Source organism: Staphylococcus sp. CoH_129_LAB_1, from assembly GCF_058191515.1.
This window is the reverse complement of record NZ_JBXWKZ010000011.1, coordinates 15,936-28,583: the sequence shown is the minus strand read 5'-3', so window position 1 is coordinate 28,583 and position 12,648 is coordinate 15,936. Positions and strand designations below refer to the sequence as shown.

Sequence of the window (12,648 nt, the reverse complement as noted above, 5' to 3'; positions counted from 1 at the left end):
TGGATAAGTGAAAAAAGACAAGTTCTATATTATTTCAATAGAACTTGTCTTTTTTATAAATTTTTGATTATTTTCAACTCGTTGAGTTGCTCGTTTTCTTATATTGAGTGCTATTTAGTAGAGTAAGTTGAGTCATGTTATATTTTTTATATATAAGAAACCTTGTTAATTTAGTTTATTGGTATTTATTAAATGATACGAAAGTCCCTTATTTTTTAAAGTATGTCGATGTAAAATTACATATAAACACAAAATATTTTGGCGAGACACTTGAGAGAACAGGATAAGCTGAAGACTACAGGCTGAAGCTGTCCCCTAAGAAAGCGAGTCAACAATACGTAGTATTGTAAATAAAGAAGCCAGTAAATGAATTTATAATACACTCATTTACTGGCTATTTTGCTAGGAATTATGTCCTAGTCTTTTTTGACTTAGCTTAAACCAAACATTTTAGTTAATGGGCCCCATGGCAAGATAATTCCAAGAGCCATAGTAATAATAATTAAAATAATTGTTGCCCAAAATAAGCCATGACTAGGTTCATGTTTTTTTCTTTTAGCTATTGATACTTCCATTAAAGCAACAACACCTAATCCACATAACATTTTCAAAGTAAGAAGCATGTGGTTGCCGCCTTCACCATGACTTGCAGCCATAAACTCTTTAATTAATTCCCAAAATCCTGAGAACAATGTAAGGAGCATAAAGACTCTAAGTGCCATATGTAATGATTTAAAAGTTGGTGTTGGTCCTTGTGATTTTGAAATGTGTAAAAATGCAATTATATATAACACAATGGTTAAAACCCAACTCACAATATGCATATGTAACAAGACTTGATTACCTCCAAATATTTATAATCACTTTCTCTCATTTATCATAACATATCTACACTTTTTAAGTATTAAAATTAAAAAAGAGAGAAGCCATAGCTCCCCTCTTTAAACATATCTATCATTATTTTTTGTCAATATACGTTGTCAAAGTACCAATGTTGTCGATAGTTACTTTAACTTCATCACCAGGTTGTAAGAATTTTGGTGGCTGTAAGCCAGCTCCCACACCTGCTGGAGTACCAGTTGCAATAATATCACCTGGATGTAATGCAACATATTTAGAAATTTCTTGAATTAAGTCATCAATTTTATTAATCATTTGACTTGTATTTCCATCTTGGCGAATTTCATTATTTACCTTAGTGACAATATTAACATTTTCTGGAGTAGGTAATTCATCTTTAGTCACAATATATGGTCCCATTGGACAACCGCCTGTTAAACTTTTAGATAAGAAAGCTTGATCTTGCGCATTTTGAGCAGTACGGTCTGTAATATCATTAATAATAGTATAGCCATAAACATAATCTAGTGCTAAGCCTTTAGGAATCTTTTCGCCAGATTTACCGATGACAATTCCTAATTCACCTTCATAATCCAATTGATCTGTAATATCTTTATGATTTGGAATTGTTGCGTTATCACCAGTTAAAGAAGAAGCTGCTTTAGTGAACACATATAAACGTTGCACTTCATGATTTAACTCAGAAGCGTGCTCTTTATAATTACGACCAAACGCAATGACATTATTCGGTGGTGTTACAGGAGGTAAAAATTCAATGTCATTAAATGAGAATTTATACTGATCTGCTTTCCCACTATTTTCAACAGCTACTACTGCTTTACGTACTTGCTCTTGGAAATCGAGTGTTTGGTTTTGTTGTAAACCTTCAAGTAACGTTTGTGGTTGGAAGTCTCCTTCACCAAATTCAGCAAAAATTTGTTTTAAATCCCATACAGCGTCTTCACGCTTTACTTTAACGCCATATGATTCAGCGTCATGGTATTTGAATGATAAAAATTTCATTCATTATCAACTCCTCATCTATATCTTATTTCATATTATAACTTTAAATATTAATAAATAACAAATATATATGTCTGAAATTTTAGAAATTTGGCTCACTTTTTCTAAAACAAAATAATATTGATATTATAATGTATCTTCAATGCCCATCGCACCGAATTGGAAGAAATATAAATAGCCATTTACTCTTTTATTTAGTATTGTTTCTAAAGTATTTTTATAATATTTCATTTGAATTTTATATTTATCACGTAACTGAATCCCAATTTCTTGATCAGTTAGTCCTTTTCTTCGATTAAAAGCATCTGTTTTGTAATCTACAAAATAATATTGATTATCTTTAATAAAAATCAAATCAACCATACCTTGGATAATGGAGACATCTTCGTCTAAATCTGGCATTTCATCTACACGTGCTTGGTTAACTACAAATGGTAACTCTCTGTATACTTCATCAGCTTGTGCAATTTTCATATATAAGTCACTACGAATAAATTCCATAATTCTGTCAAATTGGATATCTTTTTTAGCTTCTTTTTCAATAATGTGTTTATCGATCAACATGAGAATATAGTCATCTAACTCTGTTTCAGTTAATCTTTGCTCTCTAAATGGAAGATGTTGCATAACGGTATGCATTAATGTACCAATTTCATTAGCTTTACGTTTTCGTTCTTGTCTCAAAAATTTAGGACGTTCATAAGTATAAGCACCAATACGATATTGTCTTACTCTATCATAACTTGTTCCATCTTCTTTAGTTTCTAATTGCCGTTTTAATTCAGATACAGATTGTTTTGAAGGCTTTTGAGTATCTTTTATAAATGGATACTTAAACGTTAATTGATGAATCATTTGTTGTTCGCTTTCTTTATTATTTGGAGCCTCTTTTTCAATATCATTGATAGTTCGATGTAATGTTTCATTAGAATCACTTATTAAAGACAATTCATCAAAATAAACCACGCTTAAATCTACATAAGGTTTTAAACTGTCATCTAATTGATTGATAGACGTTTCAAATTGATAATCAGATGTAATAGAATGAGATAAATGTTTCGCTAAAATGCTATATATTAATTTAAATGGTCGTTCTGCTGATAATCTTTTATGAAGTGCAATATGCTGATTTGAAATAGGTAAACGTTCATAATTTTTTAATTTTTCTTCTTTATCTACGGTTCCGATTAGAATGAGTTGTTCTTTTGCACGGGTTAACGCCACGTACATTAAACGCATTTCTTCAGAAATCAATTCTTTTTCTGTTAACGATTTAATAACCACAGATGAAAGTGATGGGTAGGAAATGTTTTCTGCTACATCATAGTACTCCATTCCTAAACCATATTTTTGATTTAGTACTAACGGTTTACGAATATCATCTTTATTAAAATTTTTAGAAAGTCCAGAATAAATAACATATGGGAACTCTAAACCTTTACTACTATGAATCGTCATCATTCGAACTACATTATCATTAGGTCCTATTACATTTTCTTCACCAAAATCTTTTTTACGCTCTATCAATTCATCGATAAATCTTATAAATTGATAAAGTCCTCTAAATGTAGAATTTTCAAATTCTATTGCTTTATTAAATAATCCAAAAAGGTTAGCACGTCGACCTTTACCACCAATAAGTCCACTAAAATATTGGATGACATAATGATCGTTATAAAACTTATCTATTAACTGATACACAGGATGTGTTTGACCATACTCTTGATATAAATGTATATCTTCAATAAAGCGTCGTAATTTATCTACTAATCGTATATTAGCTTGGTCATATTTTATATAGTGTAAAATAGATTGATAAAAGTAATCATCATTTGAACTGACTACTCGAATTTCAGCAAGTTCATCTTCAGTAAATTGATAAATGACAGAACGCATTAACCCAACTAGATAAATATCTTGCAATGGGTTGTCGATAGTTCTAAGGAATGATAATACTAGTCGAACTTCTGTTTGCTCAAAATAGCCTTCCTTACTATTAACATGAAAAGGAATATTATTATCTTTAAATACTTTTTGCAAACGTCTAGCATTACTCATTCCACGCTCTAAAATAACAATATCTTTATAAGTTGCTTTACGATAAGCATTGTTTTTCGCATCATATACTAGTTTATTTTCAAGGATATATTTTACTTGTTCAACCACATAATACGCTTCTTGTTCTTGTCTATCTAAATCCGTTTCCTCATTCTCAGATTTAATAAGCGCATGTAATTCGATTGGCATTGTTTTTTCTGGATAATAATTAGCTCCAAAATATAAACGTGCATCAGCACCATAGTCAATTTCTCCAACCGCTTCATCCATCATATGATTAAAAAGATAATTAGTCGTTGAAAGTACTTCCTTTCTTGAACGGAAGTTATTAGATAAGTCAATTCGAAGACCTGTTTGTTGTCCTTCTTTAGTGAATCGATGATATTTACTCATAAATAATGTAGGATCCGCTTGTCTGAACTTATAAATAGATTGTTTTACATCTCCAACCATAAATAAGTTTCCATCTAATTCATCACCGCGTTTGATAGTAGATATTATTGCCTCTTGGACCTGGTTTGTATCTTGATATTCATCAATGAGTATTTCTTCAAATTGATGACGATAATCTTTAGCAATAGTAGAAGGATGTCCTTTTTCATCTGTTAATATTTGTAAAGCAAAATGTTCATAATCTGCAAAATCGAGGACATTTCTACTACGCTTTTTCTTTGCAAAATCATTAATAATGTCTTTAACAATTTGAACTAAGTATTTTATCCGGGGCGCTAACTGATTCATATCTTCTTTAAGTTGCTCTACTGAACGCATTAAATATTTATTTTTTACATCTTGAATTGTTTCATTATATTCTTTATAGAAAGATTTAATATCTTCAAGTGTCTCTAAATCTTCATTTTCTTTTTTTATTTTTGATGACATTTGTGGGAATTTTTCAGGTTTATGATTAAGAAGTGTGTCTCTATTTAAAACACCATCTTCTAATATTCTTTGACATATTATTTTCTCTCTTTGGACAACTTCTAAATGCTTTTCGATAGCATTACAGTGAGATAAAAGATTTTCTGCTTCAATAAGTGCATCAAATGCTGCTTTCATATATATTTCTGCCAATTCTGTTAATTCTTTAAGATAGTCTTGTTGCTTCTCATCATTTTCATATACATCGACTAATGAATCCAACCATTTAAATGGTGAAGGATTAGCTATACTAAAATGATAAAGTCGCTTTAACAATTCTCTAAATCCATCATCATTTCTATCATTTGAAAGTTGTTCTACCAAAGTCATAAACTCAATATCAGGATCCTCATAATGATGCTCCAGTACTTCATCAATAGATTGCTCTAATAAAAGTATATTTTCTACTTCACTAATTGTTCTAAAATTAGGGTCTAATTGGATAACATCATAATGTTGCTGAATCACTTTTAAACAAAAACTATGGAGTGTAGAAATTTGAGCCTGGTGTATTTTTATACGTTGACTTTTTAAATGTTCATTATTAGGATTCTCTAATGAAGCTTGTTGAATACGTTGTTCTACACGATGCTTCATCTCTCTAGCACTTAAGTTCGTAAATGTCACTACAAGCAATTTATCTACATCTACTTCATCTCTCAAGATTTTTTGAATAATACGTTCAACTAAAACAGCTGTTTTTCCTGAGCCAGCTGCTGCTGCAACTAGTATATCTTGCCCTTTGGCATATATACTGTTCCATTGTGCATCTGTCCATTGTACGTCCTTAGGTTTTATTGGAATATTATTCATTGTCCTCACCGCTTTCTAATTCGACCTCTTGAATGGCTTGAATTGGATTAATCGATTCATCTACATGACGATAATGTTTACTATCAATAAGGCTGTCTACATGACATACTGACTGAAAGCTACAAAATTCACATGGTAATTTATCTTCAAATTTAAGTGGGGATACTTCAGTATGTCCATCCATAATATTTGAAGCAGTCTCAATAAAATTATTTTTATTGTGTTGAATAAATTTATGAATCGTTGTTTCATCAGCAACTTGGCTCCCCCGTGCACTTATACCGCCATCTTTTTTTAATGTCACAGGTACAATATCTGACTTAGATATGTCGTTAAGTCTTATATCCATAGCATCTATGACTTCAGCATCACTATTAATTAGTCCTCTTAACTTATACTCTTTTAGAATAGCTTGATTAATATTTTTCTTATTTAATGCCTCTTCAGTTAAGTCGCCCCATTTTTCAAACTTCAAACGTTCATCATGAACGTGGAAGTATAACAATCCACCTGGTTTAACATTTGAACTTAAGCCTAGTCGTTCTGAATTTTGTAATACGATATCCATATACGTCATCATTTGCATCTGTTTACCATAATAAACTTTTTTTAAGTTTAAATTAGCACTAAAATTAGATGACTTATAATCAATAATATTTACAAAACTTTTATTATTTTTTGTATAAGCATCAATACGATCAATTTGTCCACGAATATTAATTGGTATACCTTGTGCAGTCATTAAAGGATGCGCAATCAATTCTTCTTCAGTTCTTGGTTTCTTTCTAAATGCCGTTTCAAAACGTTGTGGTCTAAATTTTGTATTTTCATTTTGATAACGAAGTGCCTTTAATGTACTTTCAACAATGACACCTATACGTTTAGATACATAACGATAATATGCATTGGAATCCATTAAATTAAATTGCACATGTGGTAAGACATGTTGTAGTGCTTCTTCAGTAAGTGCATGGATTTTCTGATTATCTAGTTGACTAAATTCTCCGTTTACTTTATCTGAAATATATTTCAAAGCATTATGAAAAATATTACCTAAATCAAAACTTTCAAGTTGATATTTGGTACGTTCATTTAAACGAAGCCCATAGGTAGCATAATGCTGGAATGGGCAGTCATTATAACCTTCAAATCGTGAAACACTAGCATTAATAGAAGTTCCATATAACGCTTCTGATAATTGTGGCGTGAGTTGAATAGTTTCATTATCATACGTTAATGCTGTTAATAAGTAGTCCATACTATCATTTAATTCTTTATTTTCACTTATCACTTTGTAAGCATCAAGCCATGTATCTGCTACTGTTTCTTCTTCCAACCATGATTTCAACGCTTCAAATAAATGAATTTTAGTTTGATGTGAATGTTCCATTAATGTAAGAGGATAAGCATGATGAAGATAATGAATATTTTTAATATCTAAATTACTGAACAGTCCTTGAATCTGATCTAAAAATGGACTTTTCTCTTTTTCATCCCCTTGCATCCCCATAAGACTATATGAAAAAGTCATTTGTTCACATGCACGTGTCATAGCAATGTAGCATACAAATGCTTCGTCCATTTGTAAGATATCAGAAGTTGGACTTAGTTCAACACTTCCCTGTTCCTCTAACAAGCGCTTTTCTTCATCAGTGATTAAGCTTGAAGATGAAATAGACTGTGGCATCACTCCGTCATTCATCCCAACCATATAAACGTGTTTTTTATTATCAACTTTTGCTAAATCCATTGTCCCTATACTGACTTGATCCAACGTTTGAGGAATCATTACAAATTCGAGTTGTTCAAGTCCAATGTCAAAGACTTCTAAAAATCGATTTAAATTCATTTCTTCTTCTTCAAATACTGTAACTAAATCATCTAGTATTTGTATCAAACCATTCCATAATTGATCAATTTCTTCTGCCTTTTCATGCTCCCCTTTTAAATCTAGTTCATCACGATGTGCCATTAAATATTTAGGTAAATCAAAAGCTTCCATTGTTTCATAAAAAGCAGTCGCATAATCTCTAACACTTTTAGAGTGATGCATGGCTTGCTCAAAACGAAGTATTTTATTTACAATATCATTCTTCAAGCGTACGACATCTTCAAATGCTTCTCTTTCTTCTTCAGTTAATTGGTGCTCTTTGCGCCCCATCTTTGTAAAATTATCGATATTAAATAATTTATCATCTAGCCATCTTTTACCATAAATGCCTCGTTCAATGACAAAGTTTTCTAACAAATCAATTAAGTAACTACTATTTTTAAATTGATTAGACAGAATATTAGTTTTAAATAATCTCATCATTGGACTAAGTCCCATATTAGTTTGGATGACTTCTAATAAAGAACGTATCATTTCCATGATTGGATGATGTGTCATTGATTTTTTAGTATCAATATTATAAGGAATGTCGTACTGTGGCAAAATAGATTCAAATAAATAGGCATAGGCTTCATCTCTATATAAAATTGCAATATCTTGATATCTAAAGTGCTTATCACGTGTATCTTTAATAATACGTCGTGCTATTTCATTAACTTCTTCGCGCATATTCGATGACTCTAGTAAATCAATATCACCTTGAGATTGAGTTGGATTAACTTGGAGCGCGTCAAATTGTTGTTCTAATTGTAATAAATCCTTATTTTTGAATCGATGTGGTGTTGTAAAGTAGTGTTCATTTAAAGGTATATGTAATTCATTTGCAATTTCTTTTAAATGAATAAGGACGTCAGAAGGTTTTCTAAACATACTAAAGTGATCTTCATTACCATCTGTAGTTAATAATATAGTGACTTGTTTAGCGTTTTGTACTAATGCTTTAATAATTTGATATTCAAGTGTTGAAAAGTTATAAAATCCATCTATATAAATATCAGCATGTTTAATCCATTCGGATTTGTGCATTATTTCAATAAAATAATTAAGACTATCTTCAGCGGTAATAAATTCTCCACTTAATCGTTCTTCAAAATAATGATAAATAAGCGAAATATCTTCTAGTTTATGGCGTGTTCTTGTTTGTAATTCATTATCTTCTAAAAATGAATCAAGTTGATGTGGTGTTACAGAATATTTCTTAAAATCTTGGATTTGTTCACTTAATTTCTCACTAAAACCATAATAATTTGCTTGAGATTGATATAATTTCATTTCTGATTTATGTTGTTGCACAATATTGAATATCATCATTTCAATAGCTGCTTTAGTTAAACGTGTTTCGGTTAATCCACCGAGTTCTTGGAATATTCTATAGCTTAAGCGTTCAAAGTGTAAAACTTCCGTTCTTAAACTCCCGTTTAACTCTCGATCATTTACGAAAGATTGCTCTAATTGAAATGTACTTTGAGTAGGTGCAATTAAAATAATAGGATCTCCAAGAGGATTTTCTTTCATTTGTTGTTTAATATTTTTAATCATATGATACGATTTACCAGTACCGGCTCTTCCAAGATATGTATTTAATTCCATTATCTACACGCTCCTTCTAATTCATTTTATCACGGAACATACGTTCCTAAAAAGTGAAGTAGATAAAAAAATAAAAGTAGAATGCAAATTCACTTAAATTGATGTAACCCTTATAAAATTAGATTTAAATCCAACTTTTGAGATGCACATCAAATTGACATTCTACTTTCATTTTTAAATTTATATACTACTTATCTGGATTAAAATTAAATTTAAAATTATTTAATGGCCAAAATCTAAATGATACTTTACCAACGATTTGTTGTTTATCTATTAATCCAAATGCTCTACTATCTTTGCTGACTTCACGGTTATCTCCTAACACTAAGTATTTATTTTTAGGAATAACGTCAGAGTTAGGATTAGCATTAAGAAGATCTTTAGTTTCAAAAGACCCTGTAATGTACTCACCCTGTTTATGTTTTTCATTATAGTCTAAATATGGTTCATTTATTTTTTTTCCATTAACATATAGCTGATCTTTTTTATATGTCACACTATCTCCTGGTGTTCCTATTACTCTTTTAACATAGTCATCAGATTTATTAGCATGGAAAACAATAACATTTCCTTTTTTTATATCTCCTACTTTATAGCCTAGTATATTGACTATTACGTGTTGACCATCTTTTAATGTTGGATCCATTGAATCGCCTTTTATCGTATAAGATTTCGCAACAAAAGTGACTACAAGCCATACTAGTAATAAACCTACAGCTATTGCAATAATCCATTCTGTTATTTCTTTTTTCAAATATAACACCTCATCTATTGATTAAACTGATAGTTGAATGATTTAAAAGGATAATATCTTAGACTTACATCTCCTATAACGTCACTTTTTTTTATTAATCCATATCTTCGCGAATCAGTTAACGTATTACTATTATCATTCAATACTAGAAATGAATCAGTAGGAATGATATCACCATCAGTATTTTCTAAATCTCTCAAAGCAAAATCATTAATATCTCTATTTTTAGCATAATATTTATTCATTTGTCTATCATCTTTATATAATTTACCATGCTTTACTTCTATTGATTCGCCCGCTTTTCCAATGATACGACTAAAATGAATCTGATTATGGTGACGATACATAATAATATCGCCTTGATTTAACAGATTAAATGTTACTTTCAATTTATTAATCATTACATAATCATTTTTATTTAAAGTGGGTGCCATTTCATTAGTATGAACAATAGCACTTCTTAGTAAAAAGGTTTGAATAAAAATCACAAAAGCAATTGCTAAAATAATGGATATACTGGTATTTATAATTTTACGCAAATTCTCACTCCTCATGTGTTCCCATAAAATGTTTTTCAACTCTTTTTCCAATAAACCATATTGCTATAGTAACGACAATTAAAATAATTGCTCTTATTGGATGTGTCAGAAATGTAGTAACCTCTCTACCCATCACAGCTAAAAAAGAGATTGAGATAAGTTTTGATAATAATAAAATAATAAAGTAATTTTTCATTTTAATATAAGAAAAACTAGCTACAAAGTTCACTATGGTATTAGGTGTGAACGGAAAACACATGAGTATAAAAATAGGTACAAGTCCTTGTTTATCAATAAAATGAGTAAGTTTTTTAACACCTTTTTTTGCTTTAACTCTTTGCATAAACGATGCATCAACAAATTTTCTAAAAAAATAAAATACTGTGAAGGTTCCAGTGACAACACCTAACCAACTGATGATTATTCCAGTTATCAGTCCATAAACATGGACATTTAATACAACATAAAGTGTTAAAGGAAACACAGGTACAATTGCTCTTAAATAGAGAATAATAAAACCTGCAAAATATCCTAATTGTTGCAATATATTAAATAAGTGTTCAATTTGATGAAACATAATATCATCAAATCCTTTCTCAAATTTCATAACTCTCTATTTAGTATAAATTTTATTTTACACTGTTTATATTAAAAATCTATTAAATCATTTATAAATCAGTAGCAAGTAGGTAAAGTAAATTCTATGATGACTAACATTCTATACATTCGCACAAATATATATTCATAATTATTCTCTATAGTGTATTTAAAATAAAACAAAAGCCCGTCATTAGAGCATTCACTGCTCTTGACAGGCTAAATCAAATCATAATATAGACTTCATATGATATGATTATAAACGTTTTTCTAATTCTTTTTTCTTATCTTCATAACCTGGTTTACCAAGTAAAGCGAACATATTTTGTTTATAAGCTTCTACGCCAGGTTGGTTAAATGGATTAACACCTAATTGATAGCCACTCATTGCACAAGCTAATTCAAAGAAGTAAACGACGTAACCGAAAGTTTCTTCATCTAAACGTGGGATATTCACAACGATATTAGGCACACCACCATCAGTATGAGCTAATAATGTACCTTCAAATGCTTTTGTATTAACTTCATCGATTGTTTTTCCAGCTAAATAATTTAAACCATCTAAATCATCATCATCTTTTTCGATTGTAATGTCATGTTTAGGTTGATTTACTTTTACAACTGTTTCAAATAAGAAACGACGTCCTTCTTGAACATATTGACCTAATGAATGTAAATCAGTAGTATAGTTTGCACTTGAAGGATAAACACCTTTGAAATCTTTACCTTCAGATTCACCGTATAACTGTTTCCACCATTCATTAAAGTATTGCATTGACGGTTCATAGTTAATTAACATTTCAGTTGTATACCCTTTACTATAAAGAACGTTTCGAATTGTTGCATATTGATATGCAATATTCTCTTCTAAATTTTCAGATGAAAGTTCTTTACGCGCTTTATTTGCCCCATTCATTATTGCTTCAATATCAATACCTGCAGTCGCAATTGGTAATAATCCTACTGCAGTTAATACTGAATATCGACCGCCTACATCATCAGGTACAACAAACGTTTCATAATTTTCATTATCTGCTAATTGTTTCAATGCACCTTTTGCTTTATCAGTTGTAGCAAAAATACGTTGTTTTGCTTCTTCTTTACCATATTTTTCTTCAACTAATTGTTTAAATAATCTAAATGCTACAGCAGGCTCAGTAGTTGTTCCTGATTTAGAAATAACATTTACTGAAAAATCTTTATCAGATAAATAATTCACTAGTTCTTGTGTATAACTTGAAGATAAGTGATTTCCTACAAATACAATTTCTGGATATTCTGTACTGTTACGGAAAGACGAAGTAAGCATTTCAATTGCAGCACGTGCACCTAAATATGAACCGCCAATTCCGATAACTACCAATACATCTGAATTAGATTGAATATGTTTTGCTGCTTTTTGAATTCTTGAAAACTCTTCTTTATCGTAATCTTCAGGTAAATTTACCCACCCTAAGAAATCATTTCCAGCACCTGTACCTTCATGAATCGTTTTATGAATTGTTTTTACAATATCTTTTTGTTGATCAAGTTCATGTTGACCAAAAAATTCTAATGTTTTGTCATAATCTAATTGAATATGAGTCATTTCTAAATCCTCCAATGCTTATGAATTAGTTTCA

General features: G+C 30.2%; 8 protein-coding genes. All 8 read right to left on the bottom strand.

The genetic code is table 11. The annotated features are described in order from the left end of the window. Positions 1–431 precede the first annotated feature (431 nt). Positions 432–833 (bottom strand): YisL family protein, encoded by a 402-nt coding sequence (locus tag AC2FB1_RS04920; protein ID WP_490674172.1) that lies wholly within the window; start codon positions 831–833, stop codon positions 432–434. Between the two features lie 124 nt (positions 834–957). Beyond that, positions 958–1,863, bottom strand: a complete 906-nt coding sequence (locus AC2FB1_RS04915; RefSeq protein WP_490674171.1) for a fumarylacetoacetate hydrolase family protein — start codon at positions 1,861–1,863, stop codon at positions 958–960. Positions 1,864–1,989: 126 nt separating this feature from the next. After that, the gene (addA, locus tag AC2FB1_RS04910) at positions 1,990–5,655 is read right to left on the bottom strand and encodes a helicase-exonuclease AddAB subunit AddA (protein ID WP_490674170.1); all 3,666 of its coding nucleotides are present in this window, start codon (positions 5,653–5,655) and stop codon (positions 1,990–1,992) included. Then, positions 5,648–9,136: a helicase-exonuclease AddAB subunit AddB gene (gene addB / locus AC2FB1_RS04905; protein ID WP_490674169.1), complete on the bottom strand. Its 3,489-nt coding sequence runs from the start codon at positions 9,134–9,136 to the stop codon at positions 5,648–5,650. The genes addA and addB overlap by 8 nt, the downstream gene beginning before the upstream one ends. 187 nt (positions 9,137–9,323) lie before the next feature. Beyond that, a complete protein-coding gene (lepB, locus tag AC2FB1_RS04900; RefSeq protein WP_490674168.1) occupies positions 9,324–9,890 on the bottom strand; it encodes a signal peptidase I in 567 nt (188 codons plus the stop codon). Between the two features lie 14 nt (positions 9,891–9,904). Further along, complete coding sequence (gene lepB / locus AC2FB1_RS04895; protein ID WP_490674167.1) at positions 9,905–10,429, bottom strand: signal peptidase I; 525 nt, start codon at positions 10,427–10,429, stop codon at positions 9,905–9,907. Positions 10,430–10,433: 4 nt separating this feature from the next. After that, positions 10,434–11,009, bottom strand: coding sequence for a TVP38/TMEM64 family protein (locus AC2FB1_RS04890; protein ID WP_490674201.1), 576 nt, complete (start codon positions 11,007–11,009; stop codon positions 10,434–10,436). A 273-nt stretch (positions 11,010–11,282) separates the two neighbouring features. Next, a complete protein-coding gene (locus tag AC2FB1_RS04885) occupies positions 11,283–12,614 on the bottom strand; it encodes a glucose-6-phosphate isomerase (protein WP_490674166.1) in 1,332 nt (443 codons plus the stop codon). Between the last annotated feature and the right edge of the window lie 34 nt (positions 12,615–12,648).

Excerpts from the sequence above, each read along its gene's own strand:
- AC2FB1_RS04915 (WP_490674171.1), bottom strand. The coding sequence starts at position 1,863 with ATGAAATTTTTATCATTCAAATACCATGACGCTGAATCATATGGCGTT.
- addA (WP_490674170.1), bottom strand. The coding sequence starts at position 5,655 with ATGAATAATATTCCAATAAAACCTAAGGACGTACAATGGACAGATGCA.
- addB (WP_490674169.1), bottom strand. The coding sequence starts at position 9,136 with ATGGAATTAAATACATATCTTGGAAGAGCCGGTACTGGTAAATCGTAT.
- AC2FB1_RS04885 (WP_490674166.1), bottom strand. The coding sequence starts at position 12,614 with ATGACTCATATTCAATTAGATTATGACAAAACATTAGAATTTTTTGGT.